This is a genomic window from Salegentibacter chungangensis (assembly GCF_042678405.1).
GTDB lineage: Bacteria > Bacteroidota > Bacteroidia > Flavobacteriales > Flavobacteriaceae > Salegentibacter_A > Salegentibacter_A chungangensis.
The window spans coordinates 2,254,322-2,276,973 of sequence record NZ_JBHTLI010000001.1 but is presented as its reverse complement, the minus strand read 5'-3'; the positions used below and the strand labels follow the sequence as shown (position 1 = coordinate 2,276,973).

Sequence of the window (22,652 nt, the reverse complement as noted above, 5' to 3'; positions counted from 1 at the left end):
GGTTCAGAATATTGAGTACCTGTTCACCGTTGTGGAAAACCATAAAGCTATTGCAAATATTGCCTAATTGTTTGATCCTTATTGCTCCAAAAACAAAGACCGGATCATCATCAATAATACAAGCCAGGTCAATTTTTTACATACTTAAAGTAAATTTTAAAGGTGGTACCCGTTCCTTTTTCACTTTCCACCTCTATCTTTCCGCCAATAGCTTCTATTTGGTTCTTTGTGATAAAAAGACCTATTCCCCTGGAGTCCTTATGAGTGTGGAAAGTCTTATACATTCCGAATAATTTTCTTCTATTCTTACTGAGGTCTATCCCCAGGCCGTTATCCTCAATTTTAAGGATGATATGTTTTCCGGTATTTTCCGTACTTAACTTAACATAGCTCTTTCTTTCCGGGCAACTGTATTTGATCCCGTTGGTAAGGAAGTTTAAAAGGATACTATCCAGGTAAGCCGGCAGCCCAAGAATGAAAACATTCTCTTTTACATTGTTTTGAATAGTTACTCCTGAAGCTTCAGCCAGGGCCGAAACATTCTTTACAGTATGATCAATACTGTCTTTCAGGTCAATATTTACAAGGTTGTCAGACACCGAGGTGTTCATAAGGACAACTTCATTGAGATGTGCGATGGTCTCCTTGAGGTTCTGGGAAGCCGTTTTTAAATGGATTATCATTTCATCCTTTTCAGCCTCAGGGTTTTCCTGAACATAAAGGTCAAGCAGCATTGCGAGGTTTCCGGAGTGGGATCTAAGATTATGAGAGACGATATGGGCGAAATTCTTGAGCCTCTCATTCTGGTCTTTTGTTACGGTAAGTAAAGATTTGATTTCGGTCTCCACAGCCTTCAACCTGCTAATGTCTACCGCAATCCCCAGGTAACCAACAATTTCATTTTTATCTTTTATAGGGTTAATGGTGAGCTGAACAGGAAAACTGCTTCCGTCTTTACGAATATAGGTCCATTCCCGGGTATCGTGCCTGTATCTTTCCGCCAGGTTTGAAAAGACCTTGAAGTCCTCTACGTGCTTCCCGGTTTCTTTTGAAAGGGCCTTTGCTACTTTTCTTACTTCACTCTCCCTATGGAACTGTACTGGCTTTGTTTTGTGCAGCACCTCTTCGGCGGAGTAGCCCAACAGGTTTTCAGCACCTTTATTAAAGGCATTGATGGTCCCCTCTTTATCTGTTGCTATAATGCTTACCTGGGTTCCGGCATCCAGAATGGATTCCAGTTTTGCTAGGGTCTCTTCTAATTTTTGTTCAGCCTTTTTCCGGGGGGTTACATCAGTTATTTGTGAAATGAAATAAAGAGGCTGGTGGTTTGCGTCCTTAACAAGTGAAACTGAAAGTATCACATAGATCAGGTGGCCGTCTTTATGGAAATATCTTTTTTCCATATGATAATAATTCCTTTTTCCTCTAAGAAGTTCTTCCAGTAAGCCCACATCCGCGTCTAGGTCCTCAGGGTGAGTTATGTCCTGAAAAGTGAGTTTTTTCAATTCCTTTGCGGAATAACCGGTCATTTGGCAGAGACTTTTGTTCACTTCCAGCCATTGGCCCTTTTCGTTTAAAATAGCCATTCCAATGGCGGCATTCTCAAAATTTCCTCTAAAGGCTGCTTCACTAATACGAAGCCGTTCTTCAGCTTTTTTCCTTTCGGTAATATCGTGGAGTGCCACAACGGCTCCAGAAATTTTTCCGGAGTCGTCTCTTAACTGCGATCCGGTAACCGTTGTTATCCTGATATCTCCCTTGTTGGGCTTGATAACCATTTCATCATTATGAACATATCCCGAGTGAAGGGCCTTTATTAACGGAATTTCATCGGTCTTCAACCTGGTCACGCCATCGGTTTTATAGAGGCCGTAATATTCGGAAAACTGGCTTTGCGGAATATCGGTTTCCGGCAATCCGTGCCATTCTCTTAAGGTTTCATTAAAAAGGGTAAGCCGACCGGTTTCATCGCAGGAAACGATACCTACGTTAATATTGGAAAGAATGGTCTCCAGGAAGTTTTGTCTTTCTCGGTTCAGCTTTTCAGCCTTCTTGAGATTACTTACATCTGCTATATGCATGATAAGGCCGCCAATCTCATTTTCATCCTTGTACCAGGGCCTTACTTCCCAATTCACCCATAATTCTGAACCATCAGCTCTTTTGAAATAATCTTCATCTTTTCTGAATACTTTGCCCTTCAGGCTTTTTCGATGAATCTCTTTCCATTTCTCAGGCAGGTCGGGGTTAATTTCATAATGTGATTTTCCGATGATCTCCTTTTCCGTGATATTGCTTTCCATTAACCAACGATTGGATACAGCAAGATATCTCATTTGAGTATCGAACATCGCAATGGCGGTTGGAGCCTGATCTATAAAGAGTTTATTCCTTTCGAAGTTGTTTTTGCGTTCGGTAATTTCTTCGTGATAGCCGGTCATCCACTCCGGTTTTCCATCTGGGGTCCAGCTCACCACTTTTCCTCTATCGGCCACCCAGATCCATTTACCAGATCTGTGTTTCATCCGGCATTCAGTTTCATAGAACTCGGTGAGCCCTTCAAGATGCTCTGTTAAAAGATGATCACATTTAATTTTATCCTCAGGATGTGAAAAGCGGTCCCAGGTTTCGGGAGAAGTAGGCCTTATTTCATCCAGTTCATAACCAAGGATGTTTGCCCATTGCTTATTGAAGATGGTTTCCCCGGTCTGGATATTCCATTCCCAGGCACCAATATTTGTTCCTTCAATAATATGCTCGTAGCGCTGTACCTGGTCTATTAGTCCCAGGTCTGTTTTTTTGAACTTGGTGACATCGGTTAATGCTCCAAGGGCCCTTGTGAACCCTGAGCTTTCATCTTCTATCAATTTCAGCTTACAGTTCATCCAAATTGTATATCCTGAAAAGTGATAAAATCTTAACAGGAAACTATATGGTGTAGCAGGTTCTTCCTGTTGCCCTGCGAGTTCACGCTGCAATTCCTTAAGGTCTTCCGGGAAAATCAACTTTTCCCAGGCTGGCCTCGTACTGATAGAACTATAACCCAGGCTATCCCAAAATTTCGGGTTCATCCATAAATTTTCGGGCTTTTTTAAATCCCACAACCAGAGCCCGTCAGGACCATAATCCTGGATGAAAGTAAAAACTGAAGCATCACGGCAAATTATTTCGTAAAGTTCTTCTTTTAAGTAGGGTTTAATAAAAGTCATTTCAAGTGCGGCATTTCGGATAATAAGATTATAGTTAGGGGCATAACTATAATCCGGCCAACAAAATTACATATTATAATTTGTTTAAAGTGTTAAGAGTACTTTTGGCCTGCTTAACTTATTTATTTCTTATGGAATGTTTAATTTTAATTAACCAATTCTAATTGAGCATAATGAGAACAATTTTCCGATTATTCCTTTCTTTACTCATACTATCTGTTTTTACTAAAGGATATTCACAGGTTACAGAAGATACTTTCCCGGTTAAGGGCTTGAGTATCGCAGCACCAGATTCTGACAGGTTAAATGATTTTGTGAATTTTATGAATGAAGAGCTGGGGCCAAGAGGGGTAAATACCTTAATTCTTAGAGTCGATTACAATTATGAGTATAAAAGCCATCCTGAACTGGCCAATGAGGATGCGCTTAGCACGGAAGAGGTGAAAAAACTGGTGGCAGCGGGACAAGAGAACAAGATCAGGATCATCCCACAGGTAAATCTTCTTGGTCATCAATCCTGGCATACCAACCTGAATAATTTACTGAAGGTTTACCCTGAATTTGATGAAACCCCGCATATAGAACTGCCAGATAAGTATGAGTGGCCTAATGAAGACGGGTTGTATTGCAAAAGCTATTGCCCGCTGCATCCTAAAGTTCACGATGTTGTTTTTGACCTGGTAGATGAAATTTGTGAAGTCTTTGAAGCCGATGCTTTTCACGCAGGAATGGATGAAGTGTTTTATATAGGTAATGAAAACTGCCCACGTTGCAGTGGAAGGGATAAAGCCGAACTCTTTGCAGGTGAGGTAACAAAGATTAGGAACCATCTGGCCAAAAGTGACCGTGAACTCTGGATATGGGGAGACAGGCTGATAGATGGTAAAACCACGGGAATTGGTATGTGGGAAGCAAGTATGAATAATACCCACAGGGCGATTGATATGATCCCGGAAGATGTGTTCATCTGCGATTGGCATTATGAACGGGCAGATCCCACTCCTGTATATTTTGCGATGAAAGGGTTTAGGGTTGCTGCCTGCCCTTGGCGTGATCCAAAACTGGCAAGAATGCAGGCTCAGAATATGCATTCTTATCGTGCCCAGGCTACAAAGAAAATGAAGGAGAATTTTACCGGGCTTATTCAAACCGTATGGACGGGGGCAGGAAACTTTATGGATGAATTTTATGCTTCTGATCCTGCTTCAGAAGAAAATACTGCAGCGGCCTGCTTCCGGGCTTTATTCGATGAGATAGAGAAGATAGAAAACACCAAGTAATTTTCCGTTAGCAGGAACAGCACTCGATCCCCTTGGCCTTCTGATGAGCTTCCCGTCCTTCCTGAATCGAAAAGTAGACCAGGCCAAGACTGCCAATGGCATCTATATACGGGATCTTAAATAACCACCATAAGGCACTTGAAACCAGTAGAATTACTGACATATAAATGCAAACCAGATTGCAACGGGCATCCGCTATAACCGGATCGGAGTTTAACTCTTTCCCCAGTTTTATTTTAAGATAGACCAGCAGCCACATACTTAGAATGGATATTAGCGCTATAATTACGCCGGCTAAGGTGCTTGTAGGCTGATGTCCTTCAATAACGTTATAAACTGCCGAAACCAATAGTATTAGGGCAAGTACATAAAAACACCAGCCTGTAATCTTTAATGCGGTAACTTCAAAACTTCCCTTGTGAGAATCAGGGTTTCTTTGAATTCTGTAGATCATATGGGTGACCCCAATAGCGGAAATCGTTTCCACAAAACTATCGGCACCAAATCCAAACAGGGTAAGGGTTTCATCTTTTAGCCCAAAGTAGATGGAAATAAGCCCTTCAATGAGGTTATAAAAAACCGTAAACAGGGCAAGAAGCAGTACCTGGTTAAAGAGTTTTTTTTGGCGGGCAGGGGCAATTTCAGTCATTTTATTAATAATTAATCCATTTGCAGGTTACGATCTTTATTCCTCAGGTCCAGGCCACCCTGGATCACAGAATTCAGATTAGCCAAATAAAAGGTCCAGCCTGTCTTACAGCCTACGTGATAATTCTCTTCTGTGGTCTTGTAATGAGGGATGTCTTCCTGAGTGAGTTCAATAAAAGTACGCCCTTCCTGCTCCGTAAGCTTTATGCTCACAATCCCGGCTTTGCCAAAAGAAAACTTCAGGAAATCTTTCTCATTCAACTCAAGGATCTCCCCAAATTCTTCAACACTATCCGGATAACCGTGCCAGCGCCATTTGTAGGTGTCACCAGCCTCAATTCTTTCATTTTTATTCCTGATCAGGCCTTCCGAATTTGAAAACTCTGCCAGCCTGAGAAACCACTTTTCGAGTTCTTCCTGCGAGGTCCAGGCTCTAAATACTTCTTTGGCACTGGCATTTATAGGTGTGCGGATCGTAAATTTGCTCCAGTCGAATTTTTCCCGGCTCTCGTTTTCCATAACATTAGCTTTTCTTAAACTTACTCCCGAAGGAGTCTGATGTGCAGGATTCTCTAAATTATTAAATTAAAAGCATCTTTACTATAATTGAGTGGTTTAATTCCATTGCAGAAGAATTCAGAAATGGCCGATTTTAGGATTTTCAGATACTCTTAACAGGGCCTAAGCACTAAAAGGCTAATTTTAATCTCTCTGAACTTCGGTCTTGAATCGCGGGATTGAATAACTTACTTTTTGAATGAAAAAAAGATACTGGATTCCTCTTGTTTTTTTATTTGTATTGGTCATTACTTATTTCTCTGGTCCAAGACCTTCTGTACCATCCTATTCTTATGAGCTTCCTGATTTGCCGAAAGATCTCCAGCAGCTTGAAGACTATGTGAAAAGGAGGGAGGCATCAGAACCCGTCCGGAAGGATAATCAGGCACGGATCAAATGGCAGGATTCGGTTCCTCAAATCACGGAATATAGCCTTGTTTATCTTCACGGATTTGCAGGAAGTTACAGAGATGGTTTTCCGGTAAATATAAATATTGCAGACAGCCTTAATGCCAATTTATTTCTGACACGTTGGGGAGATCACGGTTTGAAACCTGCAGAATCTCTGGAGAATTTCTCTCCTGAAGCAGCCTGGAATTCGGCTAAAGAAGCTTTAGTGATTGGAAATCTCATTGGGCGGAAAGTGATAATTATGAGTACATCTACCGGCGGAACGCTGGCCATTAAACTGGCTGCCGAATATCCTGAATTGGTATACGCTCTTATTAATATGTCTCCTAACCTGGAAGACGATGTGCCGGGAGCCTTTATTTTGAATTCTCCCTGGGGCTATGAGGTGGCAAGGCTGGTTTCTTTTGGGGAACGGAAGAAGGTTTCCCATCAAAAGGAGATTGCGCGGCAGTATTGGGATACAGTCTATCCTTCAAGTGCGCTGGTAGACCTGCAGTCTTTGGTTGAGACCACAATGACGCCACAAACATTTAAAAAAGTAAAAACTCCGGTACTTACATTGTATTATAAACAAAATTTTATTCAAAAAGACGAGCACGTAGAGGTAAGTTTTTATCCCGAAGTCCATAAACAATTCGCTACGCCAGATTCACTGGTTGAACTTACAGCTCTTGAAACTCCTGGAACCCACTTTATTGGAAGCAATATAAAGTCTAAGGATACCGAAGTGGTTGAAAAGGAGATTTTGGAATATTTGAAGAATAAGCTGAAGATCGACCTGTCTTCTGAATGATTTTTGTGAAGTTAGTTTTTATTTTGGCTTAAGCGCAGCGTAAGTATCCACGTCTATATATTTCCCGTTTTTCACTTCACATTCCCTCATTCTTCCTTCCAGAATGAAATTACATTTTTCAATAGCTTTTTTGCAACTCAGGTTTTCACTTTCCACAAAGGCTTCAATTCGGTTGAGGTTAAGATGTTCAAAGCCAAAAGTCATTAATTCAGGCATTACTTCATTCATAATTCCTTTCTTCCAGAATTCAGGCAGCAGCCAAAAACCTATTTCAGCCTTATGATGTTGTTTTTCCAGATTATTGAATCCGCCGGCACCACAAAACTCCAGGGTTTCTAAGGAATAGATGCCAAACCATATGCCCGTATGGTTTTTCCTGAGATCGGCATACCATTCCATTTGCATCCGAGTATCTTCCAGGGAGTGAAAACTTACTCCATAATATTTTATGACTTCAGGGTGAGATAGCCCCTGATAAATATATGTGATATCATCCTGTTCGATTTCTTTTAGGAGAAATCTTTCTGTTTTCAGGTTATAACTTTTCATTGCCCTATGATAATGCGGTTAATCTTCTCTAAGACGCAAAATGAGTCGGCCATACCTTTCCTGAGAATCGTTGGCATTTATCTCATAGGTGTAATTTCCGTTTTCAAGCGGAGTTTCCCCAACATAATCTATGGGCTGTATCGTGAAGGTATCTCCGTCTATTTGCAATTCTATAAAAGCATATCGGTAGGCAGTTTCGAAACTTTCGTATTCGGTAATACCTCTTGACGGAATATTGCCGTAATTTACGGTTCCGCCGGGAGTACCTACAACCACATTACTGAAGTCATAGGAGCTGAGGTTCCTTAACCTGATATTTACCTTCTCTGAAGGGGTGCCGTCATCTGAACATCCCAAAATTAATAGCATTACACTTAGCAGAGTTAGAAGGTTTTTCATTTTTAGGTTTTAGAGTTTACTTCATAGATGCAAAAAAGAAAATAGGTTGCTTATTCAATGATCATTTATTTCAAAAAAATAATTAATCCAGGGCATAAAGGTCCATCCATACCCCATTCTTACCTTCCAGTCTTTCCGGTACAGGTGAATCATAAGTTATAAGTAAACTGCCGTCAGGTAGAAAGGCCATTCCTTCAGCCTTATCCTGGCCGTGTTCTAATTCTGCTCCACGGGCTACATCAAATAACCTTGTAGGGTTATGCACCACACTGGAATATTCGTCTTTTAATCCGCCTTCTATCTTATAGATACTAATAGTTCCGTCAAGATCCATTGTAGGGCCTGCAAGCAGGTAAAGGTCCCCGTTCTTTGTAATATTCAGTTCGCGTATTCCGGTACCGTGAAGGTCTAAAAAGTGTTTGCGGTATAATTTATCTTCTGCAGGTTTACGCTCTAAAATAAGCTCGTTATCTACAGTCTTAAAGCTTATCTCCAGGATCACGGCAAAACCGTTAAGCACGGGCCCGCGTAATCCTATAAACAAACGATGCCCATATACAGCAAGGCCTTCTATGTCAAAGCCATTGTCTTTACAGGGAATCTCCATAAACTTATGAAGATGCTCATCATAAACCAGGGCATTGTGAAGTTCGGTGCTTTTAGTGCCGCCTCGAAGCATCCTTGCTTTAATGGTCTCTCCTTTATATTCAGCTTCTTTCAGGAGTTCAAAGTTCCCGTTTTTCTTAATACAGGGGATGCAGCCCAGACTAAAGCGATTTTTATCTATGGCTATGTCTGCCAGGTCTTCTAATTGTTCTTCCAGGGAATCATCAGGAGAAGGGGAGTCACGCTTCAGGCTCATACTTCCACAAAACCAAAGATAGGGTTCGGCGTAAGCCAAGGCCTCCATATCAACTTCGCCATTTTCTTCCGGCAGATCGAAAAAGTCGCTGAGCTCATAATGTTTATGTCCTCCATAGCCTTTTTCTGTTTTGCTTAGTCTTTCTATTCCGGCATCTTCATCATAGCTAAGCCATAGATTATCTTCAGTGATAAGACAGCTGGAAATTTCAGAACGAAGGTACTCAAGATTTTCATAATTCTCCTGAAATTCTAAAAGACAGGTCTTTTGTGGTTCTTTTTGTCGGGCTTTCATCAATCTTCAGTTTTATTGATTTCAATTTATCAAATTTTGATGAGAGCAAGTGCCTGGAAGATCCCGGATTCAACCTGTTTTTAGTTAAAGTATGTTTAAAATTTTATTCAGGAAACATAATAAATACCCAGAAAAAACTAGGCGTTCAGAAGTTTTTGGAACTCTTCAAGAAACCTGGCAAGATGTATCCCGTCCATCAATCCGTGATGGGCATTCACCGCCACGGGTAACTTCTTTCCGGAGCCGGAATCAAAAGCCCTTCCGAAACTTATCTTAGGAACCGAATCCTTATTATTGAAATTTTTAGCGTGGGTTAATCCGGTAAATTTATTCCAGGGCAGGGTAGAGAAGTGAATGGCATCCTTTCTGGCTGCATCTTCATTTGCCCGAAGTCCTGTAGTGTTTTCTACATTCTTTATTTCCTCCAGAAGATCGGTATTAAAAACATCAAAATCTTCTGAAAAATGGATAAACGAAAATCCGAAAGTCCCATCTTTTCTGCCGATAGTGGAGGCAGCGTGAACAACATCATAAAGAACCACCTCTTCCCCTAAGATGCGGTATTTGAATTCTTCAATCTTGTTTACCGCGGTTATCGCTTTATGAAGATACCAGGCAAAGAAGGAATACTTATTTTCCCTGGCAAACCGGTAAGCATTTGTGCAATCTACCTCGGTAACTATTCCGAAAAAAGGATCGTCATATTGAGAAAAAAAATCAAAGTGTTCTTTTCGGTTCCAGCTGGAAAGGTCGATCTTTTTCATAGATTGAATAATACATTAGGCGGCAAAATTATTCATTTCAGGCTAATTATCGCCTGATTCTTTAAGTTCATTAAGAAGACCCTGAAGGTCAAGCGGTTTTGTGAACATATGCAAAGAGCCGTCCGGATTTTTTGGCCACAGTTCTTCCGGTTTATCCCAGTATAGCTCTACACCATTCTTATCGGGGTCTTCAAGGTATAAAGCTTCCGATACCCCGTGATCTGAAGCTCCTGTTACCGGATAACCAGCAAGCCTAAGTCTTTGGAAAATTTCTGCCAGGTCTTTTCGGGTAGGATAAAGAATTGCAGTATGGAACAAGCCCGCGGCATTTTTGGGGGCGGGTTCTCCGTTTTTACTGAACCAGGTATTCAGTCCAATATGATGATGATAGCCTCCTGCTGAAATGAACGCAGCTTCATTTCCATAGGTAGTGGTGATTTCAAAGCCAAGGAGACCACAGTAGAACTCCAGTGCTCGGTCCAGATCTGCTACTTTTAAATGAACGTGCCCGATTCTGGTTGATGCGGGAACCTTATAATTTTTGAAATCCTCCATCTTTACAAATTAAAGTTAAATACCAAGTTGTTTGATTGCCGATAGTAAAGTAAGCACCTGCATTTTTTCTATGGCATTTCCTTTTTTAAACAATTCCATACAGTCACTTTTAAGTTCTTCATCTTTCACCAGGGGCATATGCTCTTCAAAATACCCCCATAAATACTTCTGAAGTTTTTCATTGGTTCTGTACCAGTAATTAAAAGGGTTCATATGCGCCTTTGAATAAGTGTTGTTCACCGGCCTCCCTATATTGTGAAAGAAACCTTCTACAACAAATTTTCCAAAATGCTTCAGCGGAATTTCTTTGCCTCTAATCAGAACCGATTTGTCTGTAATTTTAGCATTGATGCTTTCCCATTTGAATTTGGCTGCCTGTGGATATTTTTCCAGGATCCACTTTTTATAGATCTTATGATGAGCCCGATATTCAGCCGGAATGCTCATACAGAAATTGAAGAAATCTACATCCAGAAACGGTGATGCCGCCTCAGAGAAATTTTGAAGCATCGCACTGTTCGAGAGGATTCCGTTAAATCCGCGTACATATAATTCTGCCGTTTCATTATTGCGATACTGTCTAAGATGATCTTTCTGGTTTCTGTGCATTAAGCGCCGCGAAGTTGCCTTCACCTGAGTTGCTTCGGCATAAGCGTTATCAGGGTTATGAGTGCCCAGTACCGCATCGCCCAGCAGCCCGGTATGCACCAGTCCGTAGTTTTCAGTGGAAAAAGATTTTATTCTGGAGAGGGCAGAGGCCCCTGAATAGTGATACAGGGCATTGGTATCCTTCACCATTTGGTCTATACCGTCAATTAGATGTTCCCCCTCATCTAGTTCGGCGAAATGCCATTTCTGGTGTAAATGCTTACTTATCTTCCGGGAAAGTTCCATATCAAGATAGTCACTTTGAGAAAAAGTGAGGTTGGTGGAGTTTTTATAGCCCATTTCATTCGCAACCCAAACCGTCATCCGGCTATCCAGGCCTCCGCTGAGCGTGGCAAAATGCTCACGGGAATACCTGAGGTCTTTTTCATATTCCTTTTCCACAGCCTTACGGAAATGGAGGTCTATGCCTTCTATGGCATCTTTTGAACCAAGTTTAGGTTCAGGAGTGTTGTCTATGCTGAAGTATTGTTTTTTAAGAAGCTCCCCTTTGTTTATTTTCAGATAATGCCCGGCCTCTATCTTTTTGATCTTGTCTACAAGAGTGAGGTCCCTAAGCATATAGCCATAAGTTAAAAGATAATAAGCCGCTTCTTTATCAAGACCGTAAGAAGTTTTGCTAATTTGTAATTGCCGGGTAAGCTCAAAGATATCGGAACTTATGAAAAATTCATTCTCGGTTTGGGTATAGAACAGGGATTGCTCCCCAAACTGATTGGTGTATATAAGCCACTTATCTTCAGATTTGTCATAGATCGCTCCAGAAAAACTACCGCGGAAATCCTTAAAAAAATCATCTCCTTTTCTTTCGTATTCCGAAAGGCAATATCTTGCGTTTTCTTCAGCCTTTGGGCTATTGAAATTGTAATTCACTCCGTTGGTGACCAGGAAATATTTTTCATTCTCAAAGCTGAAAGCATCTTCCTGAAACCGGTTTGTTCCCTGCAGTTCAGCTTTAAAAGAGGAATCCTTTTTTGATATTTTGATATTGAGTTTGGGCATTTTTGTTTTTGCTTAAACAGGAATTCCTTTCGCTTTAACCGGCATATTAACAAGCCTTATAACCTCAGTAAAAACTCATCATAAGGCAGAGCAAACCTAAGCTTTAACTGAAGAGCTAAAGTTATCAAATTTGGGCAAATTCTGTGCAGCTCAAATCAATTATATTGATTTAAGGGGCGTCGTAAATGAAGACAACTAAAGCCTGGTGATCAGTAAATATTCTTATCCAGCACTTTAAATCTCTTGACTTCCGTTTTTCGGAATTCATCCAGAGCGATCCGGTAAATTTTTTGGGAAGGAATAACCTCAAAGTTAATCTCGCGTGCCCCGCCCACAATATATAAATGGTTGTTATAGTAATGTAAAGCGGCATATTGAAGATTAAGATCTATATAATATTCACTTAACTTTCCGGTGGGGGTGTTAAAGCTAAGAAGTTTCCCTTTATTGTAGATGTAGATTATTTCGCCGTGGGCAGCCAGTCCCGGTCTTTCCATATTTTCGAAGAGCTCGCCCAAATTGGTCCATTCTCCCGATTTAATGTCGTAAGATTCGATGCTTTTAAGCGGACTTTTGTTGAACCCGCCAATAAGGTAAAATTTATTGTTAAGGAGGATACCCGTGGTCTCTTTGGCTTTCGGCATCTTAGCCACTTCGTACCAATAACCGGTTTCAGGCTTATATAAATGCATCTTATCGGTATACACCTTTCCCTGATTTCTCTTCCTTTTTGTAGAACCACCAAGGAGTATAAGCTGATCATCATATACAAAAGATGCAAAATTCACTGCCTGATGCGGATTGGTTAAATCGGTATAAAGGCTGTCATTTTCAATGTCGTAGATCTCTATTTTGTTCCCGAGGTATTGCTTTATTCTGTTCGTGGAAAGGGATTTTCCTCCGGTAGCATATAGTTTGTTGCCAATGGCGTTAAGGTTAAGGAAAGCACGCTTTTCAAACTTCAGCGGGGAGGTACTCCATTTGCCTGTATTAAGGTCATAAATATGTAAATTTTCAGAATATTCAAGCCAGTTAAGATCAGATCGCATTGCCCTGGTAAAATCCTTGAAGGTTGCGCGGGTCATACCGGCTCTTTCCATAAACTCCCTGCGTTTATTAGTGGTGTGAGAGAGGTTGCCGCCTACAAGGTATAGTTTATTTCCAGTAAGTACCGAGCCGAATGCAAAGATACCATCCTTCATTTCCGGGAGGCTCTCATACCGGATTCTGTGCTGAAGCCGGGTGTTGCTTCTAATGTTGACTTCTTCAAGGTTTTCATTGGTCTTCCTGAGATATACTCTGAACCTGGATTTTCTGAGATCAAAAAAGCTCAATATTCTGGTTTTGTAACCAAGATGGGAGATCACCAGTGAATCCTGGGTAGAAATATTTTCCGGAAGACTAAAGTTTCCATTTTTATCGGTGGTACCACCGCTTCCTGAATCACCTGCCAATACATTAGCTCCTTCTATGGGCTCTTTTGAGTGACTGTCAAGTATGCTTAGTTTGGTGTTCTGGGAAAAGCTGAGGGTTGTAACAAATAACAGTATGAAGAAGGGCTTCAATGGAAACATCTTTAAAGTTTGAAAATTGAACAATAATTAGGGCCCGGGTAGGGAATGAAGCCTTGCTTAAGTAATGAAAATAAGAATTTTTAATGGGATAAAGCTTGGAGAAGAACTCAATGTAAGTTTTTAATCTAATGTCAACCTGAATCCGAAAACGGGTAATTCTTCCTGCATGAAATCCAGATCTTCCGATCTTTTGAAACCAAGTTGTTCATACATTTTCCAGGCCGTTTGCATAGCTTTGGTTGTATGGATCACTACTTGCTTCTGTTTCTTTTCCCTGGCTTTTTTAATGCATTCCCTGGTAAGGAGTTTCCCGATTCCTTTTTTTCTGGCTGAAGGATCTACTGCAAGTAACCTGAAACCAGAGGCATTTTTCTCTTTTGTAGCTGTTCCGCCGGAACCATAATATTGCATATCGCTGAAATAAACCACGGCGCCACAAATATTTCCTTCAGGCGACAAGGCAACCAATAATTCGGTGCCGGGCTTTTTGGTGAATTCCCCGATGTTTGCCAGGAGTCTGTAATATTCGGGTTGTGCATCCTGGTTTGGAAAGCCTTCCAGTTGAGAATAAACTTTCACCATTAATTGCCCAATTTCCTGAAACTCTTCAGGTTTTGCATTTCTTACAACAAATTTACTATTTCCCATTTTCCAGCATTAGGATTTTTTTGCTAATATCAACAAATCTTTAATAGAATTATCCAAATAAACCGGGTTTTCAATTCGGCTTAATGCCAGGAGTTCAAAATTATTCTTTTTTATATGAGCTCTAAGGTATTCAGCTTCGTGGTACCAGGTATATAAATTTTCTTCTCCCGAACTTGAACCTACGTACCCAGACCTGTTGTGCCGGGCTTCCATAGTGCTGAGGTAGAAAAGACCCCGGGAGTTCAACAATTCTGAAATATTATCAATGAGCCTTAAGGAATCATTTTTGGAAAGATATGGCAGACAAAAGCCGCAAACTACGGCATCAAATTTCCGGTCTAATTCAGCGATTTCCCTGCAGTCCATTACCATAAATTCGGCTTCAGGATTATTGATTTTTGCGAGGTGGATCATCTGCGGAGCCAGGTCAATTCCCAGGATTTTTAAATCGGGACGTTTTTTAAGTAAAACTTTGGTGATATTTCCCGGGCCGCAGCCTATTTCAAGAATCCGGGCTTTCTTTTTCTCTAGCTCATTGCAAAACTTCTCTAAGGAATCCTCATAAAGATGGAGGTCCATATATTTGTCCTGATAAGCCAGGGCGTATTTATCGAAAATATCGGCTGTCTGTTTACTTCGGTCCATTGCTCACTGGTTAAAAATTCCAACAAACTTCTAATTTAATCTGAAGAAAGGAATATAGCAATCAGGCCTTTTTTGTAAATCCTGAAAATTCAGGGTCTTATTCTTTCCGGATTTCACCTTTCCTGAAATAGCAATAAGTCTGGGTGCCAAGCTTAAGTTAATACTGGTTTTTGTTTTGATTTATGAGCTGTACTTATTGGCTTAATATTGAAAATGAATCGTGCCCCATCACCGGGTTTAGATTCGACCCGGATTTCTCCTCCCAAAGTCTTAATAAGGTTCTTTACGGTAGCAAGGCCAATTCCTGTACCCTTATTTCCAAACCTGTCTTTGGCTGTGACTATCTCAAAAATATTGAAGATGCTCTCCTGGTCTTTCTCAGGAATTCCCGGACCGTTATCCTGAACATAAAATTCAAGTTCATCTTCATTTTCGCTTATCCCAATCTCGATTTCTGTAAAGTCCTTATCATTATATTTAACTGAATTGGTAAGTAAATTGATAAGGATCTGCTCTATTGCTGTCCTGTTAACCAAAATCTTCTCAAGCTTTGTATTCAAAATTATATGGCAATCTTTATTTGAATAGAAGTGGCTTTCGAGATCTTTTTTCAAAGTTTCAATTTTTATCTCTACGAGATTTTCTTTTAATAGTTTTTCTGACTGGGTGTATTGTAGTAATCCGTTTACCAGTTCTCTTAGGTTTCCGGCAGAACCCTTTATCATTTCAAGGACTTGTTTTTCCTGGATATCTAATTTCCCGTCGGTATCACTTAATATAATTTCTGCCAGTGACGCAATATTATTTAAGGGAGAACTTATGTCGTGAGCCGCAACAAAAGCGAACTTCTCAAGTTCCCGGTTCTTTCTTTCTACTTCTTTAAATGCATTTTCAAGTTCGATTCTCTTTCTTCTCAGCTCAAGAAGATTTATTGCCTGTTCTGCAAGGGCTTGCAAAGACTTGATCTGGTTTTTATTTAGTTCGTTTGGTTTATCGTCAATCACGCAAAGTGTACCCAGGGGAAAGCCATCTTCGTTTTTAAGAGGTACACCGGCATAGAAGATCATTTCAGGGTTTCCGTTAACAAGGGTATTATTAATTAAGCGCCGGTCCTTCCTTGCGTCCGGGATGATCATTATATTATCAGGATCCTCGATAGCATACCTGCAAAACGAATGTTCTTTTGGGGTTTCCGAAATCGCTATTCCCTGGTGAGATTTAAACCATTGCCTTGTATGATCCAGAAGACTAATTAAGGCGATAGGAGTGCCACATATTTCGGCTGCTATAGCTGTAAGGTTGTCGTAGTCCTTTTCCGGGAGAGTGTCTAGGATATTATAAGATTCCAGTGATTTTACTCGTGCTTTTTCATAAAGATCATCATTGGGGGCTATCATTAATTCCGTTATTTATGGCTTTCGCCTATTAAGCAATCAGAGAATAAACTAAATAAGTATTTAATAGATAATGAGTTTAAAATCTGTCTAAAATAGTATTTTCAACTTATATATCTGCATTTAATCGATTCGCATTTTATATGGACTTCGATTTGTTTATACCCTTCATTAATGGCACATCTTTTCAATAATAACGGCTGAAGCTATAATGGATAAATTTCAGGGGCATTTTATCTTAAGGCTATTTACATCTTCTAGCTTATTGGCTTAAACAAGACATCCTTCGCTAATTCTTTTTCCGGAAAGTACTGATATTCTTTGTAAGGCTCAGTTAGAAACACTAATGGCAGCTGTGGGTTGAATAACTTTGACCAGGCGCTTAATATTGATGCCGTCTTCATCAGGGCATCGCATTTTGATAATAGGAGGCAATTAATTAGCGCATCCCGGTTAATATTATAGAGATTTTTACCGGAAGAGTGAATCGCGGTATTATCTGAAGATCTTACTGAATCATCATTATAAACAATTGGCAGGTTCAGGGAAGACTGCTCTATATACTTAATGAAATTTTCATCATCGCTGGATATGAATAACAGGTTTGTTTTTGGATATTGAGTTAAGAAATATTGTATATTCTTCTCTATATCCCCATAAGACAGCAGTGGTGCTTCAGATTTTTTGTCGGTTCCTCGGTAATGTACACCCAGAACTTTTTTGCCTTTAAAATGATCCTTACAAAAAGCATCCACCTCACTCAGGATATCTTTATGAATTATAAGGTACTTATTCAATAACTCCTGCGTTAATTCTAAGTTGAGTTTGGCATTGTAATTCCAGTCAAAATTAAGGTTCAGATCCTTAAAAGTTCTCATTTTGGCGAACTGAATGGGCCTTTTTAGGTTTGAAGAGTTCTTTATACCAAAATAATTTCCGAAGTTATCTTCCTTTTCTTTAGAATTAGCTGAAGTGAACTTAAACAGGGGGGTTAGCTCTCTTTCCTTACAAAAGGCCATAATTTCCAGGGCCCAGATCAAATTTGCACCAAGCCCCATATAGCTTTGGATCTCAACTGCAAAAACGCCTTTTTTCAGGTTTCTTTGAATAATGTAATTGTTCCTGATCTTTTGAAAAAAGAAAAGTTTATTTCGGCTTTTCTTTTTTACTTTCCTCAGGGGGCTAAGAATAGAGTCGGTAAAATTATTCTTACTTTTTAAATGGTTGATCCTATTCATTTGAGGTATAAGTTGAAACTATCAAAGATGATCTTTTTAAGAAATTCTTATTCTTCTGTTTAAAGCCAATTTTAATCGAAATTGCGGGTTAAAAGTACAAAAGACCAAAAATAAAATAACTTTCGGGTTTTATTTCTCAATTTCAATTCGCTTTTCTTCAATGTTGTAATAAGCCACTATTTCTTCAATTAATCCGTTTTTTATATAATGCCATTCGGTGACCTCCAAACTAAAGTCATCGTGAATTGCAGTGTATCTTATACAGGCTTTGCTTTGTCCATAAAGTTCATCAAGGATCTCGAAACGATGATTTAGAAATTTGCCTCTGTTGGCTTCCACCAGGCTCAGATATTGGTTTTTCCCCGCAATCGTTCCATACGGACTGGTGTGTTTAAAGTTATCTGATATTGGTAAATTCAGGAAATCTCCGTTTTCCCATTTTGAAAACCATTGTTGTACCAAACTCTCTATATCCATTATTTGAGGTTTTTTTTATTCCGAAACTCACATTGCTAACGATAATTCTTTTAGAAGTATACTCTTAAAATATCAAAAGTAGTTGAATATCTTATTTGGATTGGTGAAAAATACAAAATAAGACTAGAATTATACCTGAGATGATTTAGACTGTTTCGAAATCCGGGAAATAAAAAGCGCCTGTAAACGAATTGGTCTACAGACGCTTTTTATTTAAAATTATTGGGATTATTTAAGCATTTCAAACAGTTTGTTTGCTACCAATCCTGAAGATGCAGGATTCTGACCAGTGATCAGATTTCCGTCAACCAGCGCATATGCTTCCCAGTCTCCGGCTTTAGAGTAGATCGCTTCGTTTTCCCTGAGCATATCTTCCACTAAGAACGGAACGACGTCCTTGAGCTGTACAGCTTCTTCTTCAGTATTAGTGAACCCGGTTACTTTTTTGCCTTTTACCAAAGGTTCACCATTCTCTTTTTTCACGTTCTTTAGTGCAGCTGGAGCGTGGCAGACAAAGCCAATTGGTTTTTGTTTGGCATTGAAACTTTCAATAATTTTTATGGAAGTTTTGTCTTCAGCGAGATCCCATAGCGGTCCGTGACCTCCGGGGTAGAATACGGCATCGTAATCATCGGGATTTACATCCTCTAGCTTTACGGTATTATTGATCAGCTTTTGTGTTGCTTCATCTTTATGAAAACGCTTGGTGTCTTCGGTTTGAGCATCCGGAGAATCACTATTCGGGTCTATTGGCGCTTTTCCACCTTTTGGAGTCGCCACTGTTATATCAGCTCCCTTATCTAAAAGAGTGTAGTAGGGGTTAGCGAACTCTTCTATCCAGAACCCCGTTTTGTTTCCTGTGTCTCCCAATTCGTCGTGGGAGGTCAATACAAATAATACTTTCATAGCTTTTATTTTTTATTTCTAATTAAACTTTCACAACCATTTTACCTTTGTTTTTCCCTGAAAACAGGTCGATAAAGGCTTGCGGAATATTTTCAAATCCTTCCACAATGGTTTCTTCATAATTCAGTTTACCTGCTTTTAACCAGCCGGCAAGCTGTTGCATAGCTTCCGGGAATTTCTCGGTGAAATTTCCGATAATGAATCCCTGCATAAGTGCGCTGTTCTTGATAAGAAAAGGTTGAACGCTTAGGCCTTTTGGAAGTGAAGTTTCGTTATATACCGAAATAGCTCCACAAATGACCATTCTTGCAAATTTGTTGATATTGAAAAGCACTGCATCCGAAATATCTCCTCCAACATTGTCAAAATACACATCAACACCATTTGGGCAAGCCTTTGCGATGGCCTCTTTCATATTTCCGGTGGTTTTATAGTTGATTCCTTCATCAAACCCGAATTCGGACTTAAGCATCCTTATTTTTTCGTCTGAACCTGCAATCCCTACAACACGTAGGCCCATTATTTTTCCAATTTGACCAACAACGCTTCCTACTGCTCCGGCTGCACCCGAAACTAACAGGGTTTCCCCTTCTTTAGGTTTTCCGATCTCCGTTAACCCCAGGTAAGCGGTAAGCCCTGTCATCCCCAGGATGCCAAGGTATGCTGAAAGTGGGGCTTGGGCAGGATCGACCTTGTGCAGATCTTCTCCGGTTGATACCTGCTTTCTTTTCCATTCCAGCATTCCGGATACATAATCTCCTTTACTGAAATTATTGTTTTTTGATTCTATAACTTCTGCTACTATGCCCGAAACGATTGGTTTCTGGAGTTCAAAAGGCGGAATGTAAGATTTGGCATCATTCATTCTTCCTCTTAAGTATGGGTCTACCGAAACATATTTGGTTTCTAAAAGGATCTCTCCTGATTTTGGTTCCTGTACCTCTTCTTGAGTAAACTTAAAGTCGGATACCTGAGGAGTTCCAACTGGTCTTTTGTCTAATAATATGGTATTCTTCATTCCTCGTTTTTTTAGTTCTATAATTTAATACTATCCCAGGCCGCTTTATAGGCCTCTTGTAGGTGTGTTTCGTCCAATTTAAATATTTCCCGTTGCGATATGGTCATTAAAAATGCAAGGGGGTAAATTGTATAGGCGTAAAGCAGGTAAGGGGATATGTTTTTTATGATCTTTGCTTCTTTTCCTCTTTCCCAAAGGTCGAGTAGGGGCTGCAGATGTTTCAGACCCTCCTGTCTGCCTTCTTCATCGATCATAGGTGTGTTGTCACACTGAGACAGAAACAAGGCTTTATCGACCTCTTTAAGTTTAAAATCAGCAATGTTCCTCCAAATGATCTCAAACCCTTCCTCTACAGATTGTTCTTCATTATAATCTTGGAATGCATAGTCAGTAAATGCTGCTTTTACTTCTAAATAAACCTGGTTGATGAGGTCCTGTTTGTTCTGGAAATATAAATAGATGGTGGCAGGAGAAACATTTGCCATTTTGGCAATCTTAGACATTGGTGTAGCGTGAAAACCGTTATTGTTTACCAGTTTTACCGTAGCTTTTACAAGTGCCTCTCGTTTGATTTGACTTTTCGATGCTCCGCTCATTTCTGTTCTGATTCTAATGCAAAATTAGTCAAAAATGAACGTTCATTCTTTTTTAAAGACAGTTTATCTTTTTTTTAACCAATGTTGAACGTTAAGAAGCCTAAAGAATCAAAAGCCGATTAATAGGAGAGGAGGATTAAAGCTGTAAGCTATATTATTATAGAATCATAAACTAAAGGATTCATTTATTCTGGCTATTCTAAACCCGTTATTCAGGACTTGCTTTGTTTCCTCAGATTCAGGGTTTATTACAGGGTTGGTATGATTAAAATGGATAAAGATAATTTTTTGCTTCTCTGCCTTGCTTAGTCCCTTGAATTTCTCCATACTTTCTATAATAAAGGGATGCGGGATCTGTGAAATATCCCTGTTGTTTATTTCCTTTCCGCTGAAAAATGTGGCATCCAAGAAAGCATAATCCACCTGCCTGATCTCTTTAATTATATCTCTATCCCATTTCTCCCATTTGTCTATATCCGGAATGAACAGGGCGGTTTTATTTGGCCCCTGGATCCTGTAACCTACGGTTTCAGAATATTCATCTCTATGCGGAACTATAAAGGGAGTGACAGTTATATTTTCTGAAAGACTAATCTGGCTCTCATCTTCCAGCGGTTTTAAACGGATATTTTTTCGATTCACCAACTGATCCCAGGGACCATTGGTTTCAAGGAAGTTTTTCATTTTCGGCATTGTGAAAACATTCACATTCCGGGAATCTGTAGCCTCTTTTCCTAAATACATCAGGCCTGTGTAATGCCCAATATGGGCGTGGGTAAGAAAAATCCCGTCGGCAAGTTCTTCGTTATTTTTACCTCCAAAATTCTTTAAGGCCTTCATTTGCCTGGGCATATCAGGAGTTGCTTCAAACAGGTACTTTTTATCATTTACAGCATCGTACAGGCCCAAAGACACCACCTGCCTGTCCTTGTCAGGCTTATCAAAAAGCTGTGCACAACATTCTTTTTTACAAGCTATATGAGGCGATCCGGCATCCTGAATGGTTCCAAGGATGATTAGTGAAGTGCCTTTGGCAGAAAGTTCTTTTTCTGTTTGAGGTTCGGATTCCGGTTGATTCTTATTTCCGCAGGCGGAAGCAAACATCAGGGAAAGACAGATAAAATATTTAAGCATTCGGGTTTCAGTTAGGGACGGAAAACTAGTTAAATTTGAGATTAAAGAAAAATCCTGGACTGGGTTAACAGCTTATTTTGTGAAGGAAGGTAATTAATTTAAACGAGACAGTCCCTAACCACGAATTCCCAGCCTCGCTTGCACACCTCTTTCTCTTTTTTAAAAGCAAGGCACCTGAACTTCCAGGAACCTCCCCATAAGATCAAACCTGAACTCCTGTTTATTTTAAAAGGCAGTGGTTCAGGCCGGAGTATAATCAAGGTCCTTTATTTCTTTTTTATATTTTGGAGGCAGGATCAGCACTTTCAACAGTGGATCTAATTTGATGTCTCGGCTAAATTTGTATAGACCTATTAGAGGTCTTAATTGTGAAGTGCCTTTCATTTTAAGCAATCCTTGTACTTTTTGGGGTGTGACCAGTTTTTGAGACTCTAGTAATAACTTGTAGCGTCCTGCCCCCAGATGTTTTCGGTATTGTAAATACAGGTCACGTGTATATTTGCTATTTTCCAGATTCCTGCTCAGGTGTTCCCTCCTCATTTTCTCCCATTCAGTGAGGTTTGAGGGAAGGCCGTTAATATTCATTCGTTTACCGACCCGTTGGAATACATTAAATACCTCTTGTTTTTCAGTCTCGCTAAGTTTGCGTTCCATAATTTCGAAAGACCTTATGGAATAATCTATAAGCATAAAAAGCACATCCCTGTATGCCCAGTCAGGGATCTTTGATCTGCGCCTGTCTTCTACCGAAGAATGGATGGCATTTATAGTATCGATTGCCGATAGCGCCGATTCTTTATCTGAAAACACAATGCTCCGGGCATAGGAAACCGTAGAGAATAACCTGCCCAGGGGATCGGCGGGCAGTTTCCCCGTGAAATATAACCAGTCTACAGCTTTGCTCAGGGCAAATTCTGCCGAAGCTCCGGCGAAAATAAAAAGAATAGTGTCTCCTTTTCCCCAGATCTCGCGAACTATGGACCCTTCTTCCACAAAATATTCCTTCTTCATTGTCCTTTACTTTTATATCCC

Annotated in this window: 22 protein-coding genes; 2 read left to right on the top strand and 20 right to left on the bottom strand. The window is 40.0% G+C overall.

The features are described from left to right. Nucleotides 1–128: 128 nt before the first annotated feature. Nucleotides 129–3,209 (bottom strand): PAS domain S-box protein, encoded by a 3,081-nt coding sequence (locus ACFQ3Q_RS10430; RefSeq protein WP_380745462.1) that lies wholly within the window; start codon nt 3,207–3,209, stop codon nt 129–131. 173 nt (nt 3,210–3,382) lie between these two features. Between ACFQ3Q_RS10430 and ACFQ3Q_RS10425 the strand changes: the two genes are divergently transcribed. Then, complete coding sequence (locus tag ACFQ3Q_RS10425; RefSeq protein WP_380745460.1) at nt 3,383–4,489, top strand: family 20 glycosylhydrolase; 1,107 nt, start codon at nt 3,383–3,385, stop codon at nt 4,487–4,489. A gap of 7 nt (nt 4,490–4,496) precedes the next feature. On the opposite strand, the gene ACFQ3Q_RS10420 is transcribed toward ACFQ3Q_RS10425, so the two are convergent. Together ACFQ3Q_RS10420 and ACFQ3Q_RS10415 are read right to left on the bottom strand one after the other, a co-directional pair. After that, entirely contained in the window at nt 4,497–5,138 is a 642-nt protein-coding gene (locus tag ACFQ3Q_RS10420) for a cation transporter (RefSeq protein WP_380745459.1), read from the bottom strand. A gap of 11 nt (nt 5,139–5,149) precedes the next feature. Beyond that, nucleotides 5,150–5,656, bottom strand: coding sequence for an SRPBCC family protein (locus ACFQ3Q_RS10415; RefSeq protein WP_380745457.1), 507 nt, complete (start codon nt 5,654–5,656; stop codon nt 5,150–5,152). Between the two features lie 238 nt (nt 5,657–5,894). On the opposite strand from ACFQ3Q_RS10415, the gene ACFQ3Q_RS10410 reads away from it, so the two are divergent. Further along, on the top strand, nt 5,895–6,899 hold the full coding sequence (locus ACFQ3Q_RS10410) for an alpha/beta hydrolase (RefSeq protein ID WP_380745456.1): 1,005 nt from the start codon (nt 5,895–5,897) through the stop codon (nt 6,897–6,899). Nucleotides 6,900–6,917: 18 nt separating this feature from the next. Here the strand turns inward: ACFQ3Q_RS10410 and ACFQ3Q_RS10405 are convergent, their stop codons facing one another. The 17 genes from ACFQ3Q_RS10405 to ACFQ3Q_RS10325 form a co-directional block, all read right to left on the bottom strand. After that, nucleotides 6,918–7,448, bottom strand: coding sequence for a GNAT family N-acetyltransferase (locus tag ACFQ3Q_RS10405; RefSeq protein WP_380745454.1), 531 nt, complete (start codon nt 7,446–7,448; stop codon nt 6,918–6,920). Nucleotides 7,449–7,466: 18 nt separating this feature from the next. After that, nucleotides 7,467–7,847 (bottom strand): hypothetical protein, encoded by a 381-nt coding sequence (locus ACFQ3Q_RS10400; protein ID WP_380745452.1) that lies wholly within the window; start codon nt 7,845–7,847, stop codon nt 7,467–7,469. 82 nt (nt 7,848–7,929) lie between these two features. Continuing rightward, nucleotides 7,930–9,003 (bottom strand): DUF3616 domain-containing protein, encoded by a 1,074-nt coding sequence (locus ACFQ3Q_RS10395; protein ID WP_380745450.1) that lies wholly within the window; start codon nt 9,001–9,003, stop codon nt 7,930–7,932. 137 nt (nt 9,004–9,140) lie between these two features. Then, nucleotides 9,141–9,767, bottom strand: coding sequence for a CatA-like O-acetyltransferase (locus tag ACFQ3Q_RS10390; protein ID WP_380745449.1), 627 nt, complete (start codon nt 9,765–9,767; stop codon nt 9,141–9,143). A 42-nt stretch (nt 9,768–9,809) separates the two neighbouring features. Beyond that, on the bottom strand, nt 9,810–10,322 hold the full coding sequence (locus ACFQ3Q_RS10385; protein WP_380745447.1) for a VOC family protein: 513 nt from the start codon (nt 10,320–10,322) through the stop codon (nt 9,810–9,812). A gap of 15 nt (nt 10,323–10,337) precedes the next feature. After that, nucleotides 10,338–11,990 (bottom strand): asparagine synthase-related protein, encoded by a 1,653-nt coding sequence (locus ACFQ3Q_RS10380; RefSeq protein ID WP_380745445.1) that lies wholly within the window; start codon nt 11,988–11,990, stop codon nt 10,338–10,340. A gap of 209 nt (nt 11,991–12,199) precedes the next feature. Beyond that, nucleotides 12,200–13,564 (bottom strand): carboxypeptidase-like regulatory domain-containing protein, encoded by a 1,365-nt coding sequence (locus ACFQ3Q_RS10375; protein WP_380745444.1) that lies wholly within the window; start codon nt 13,562–13,564, stop codon nt 12,200–12,202. A 120-nt stretch (nt 13,565–13,684) separates the two neighbouring features. Further along, the gene (locus ACFQ3Q_RS10370) at nt 13,685–14,212 is read right to left on the bottom strand and encodes a GNAT family N-acetyltransferase (protein WP_380745442.1); all 528 of its coding nucleotides are present in this window, start codon (nt 14,210–14,212) and stop codon (nt 13,685–13,687) included. 9 nt (nt 14,213–14,221) lie between these two features. Beyond that, on the bottom strand, nt 14,222–14,857 hold the full coding sequence (locus ACFQ3Q_RS10365; protein ID WP_380745440.1) for a class I SAM-dependent DNA methyltransferase: 636 nt from the start codon (nt 14,855–14,857) through the stop codon (nt 14,222–14,224). Between the two features lie 152 nt (nt 14,858–15,009). Next, a complete protein-coding gene (locus tag ACFQ3Q_RS10360) occupies nt 15,010–16,254 on the bottom strand; it encodes a sensor histidine kinase (RefSeq protein ID WP_380745438.1) in 1,245 nt (414 codons plus the stop codon). A gap of 254 nt (nt 16,255–16,508) precedes the next feature. Next, nucleotides 16,509–17,489 (bottom strand): hypothetical protein, encoded by a 981-nt coding sequence (locus tag ACFQ3Q_RS10355; protein WP_380745437.1) that lies wholly within the window; start codon nt 17,487–17,489, stop codon nt 16,509–16,511. A gap of 129 nt (nt 17,490–17,618) precedes the next feature. Then, a complete protein-coding gene (locus ACFQ3Q_RS10350) occupies nt 17,619–17,966 on the bottom strand; it encodes a nuclear transport factor 2 family protein (RefSeq protein ID WP_380745435.1) in 348 nt (115 codons plus the stop codon). Nucleotides 17,967–18,194: 228 nt separating this feature from the next. Next, nucleotides 18,195–18,872 (bottom strand): type 1 glutamine amidotransferase domain-containing protein, encoded by a 678-nt coding sequence (locus ACFQ3Q_RS10345; protein ID WP_380745433.1) that lies wholly within the window; start codon nt 18,870–18,872, stop codon nt 18,195–18,197. Between the two features lie 22 nt (nt 18,873–18,894). Further along, a complete protein-coding gene (locus ACFQ3Q_RS10340; protein WP_380745431.1) occupies nt 18,895–19,890 on the bottom strand; it encodes an NADP-dependent oxidoreductase in 996 nt (331 codons plus the stop codon). A gap of 17 nt (nt 19,891–19,907) precedes the next feature. Next, nucleotides 19,908–20,486, bottom strand: a complete 579-nt coding sequence (locus tag ACFQ3Q_RS10335; protein WP_380745429.1) for a TetR/AcrR family transcriptional regulator — start codon at nt 20,484–20,486, stop codon at nt 19,908–19,910. Nucleotides 20,487–20,651: 165 nt separating this feature from the next. Next, nucleotides 20,652–21,620 carry an MBL fold metallo-hydrolase gene (locus ACFQ3Q_RS10330; protein ID WP_380745427.1) on the bottom strand — a complete coding sequence of 323 codons (969 nt, stop codon included), beginning with the start codon at nt 21,618–21,620 and terminating at the stop codon, nt 20,652–20,654. Between the two features lie 240 nt (nt 21,621–21,860). Then, nucleotides 21,861–22,631 carry an oxygenase MpaB family protein gene (locus ACFQ3Q_RS10325; protein WP_380745425.1) on the bottom strand — a complete coding sequence of 257 codons (771 nt, stop codon included), beginning with the start codon at nt 22,629–22,631 and terminating at the stop codon, nt 21,861–21,863. Between the last annotated feature and the right edge of the window lie 21 nt (nt 22,632–22,652).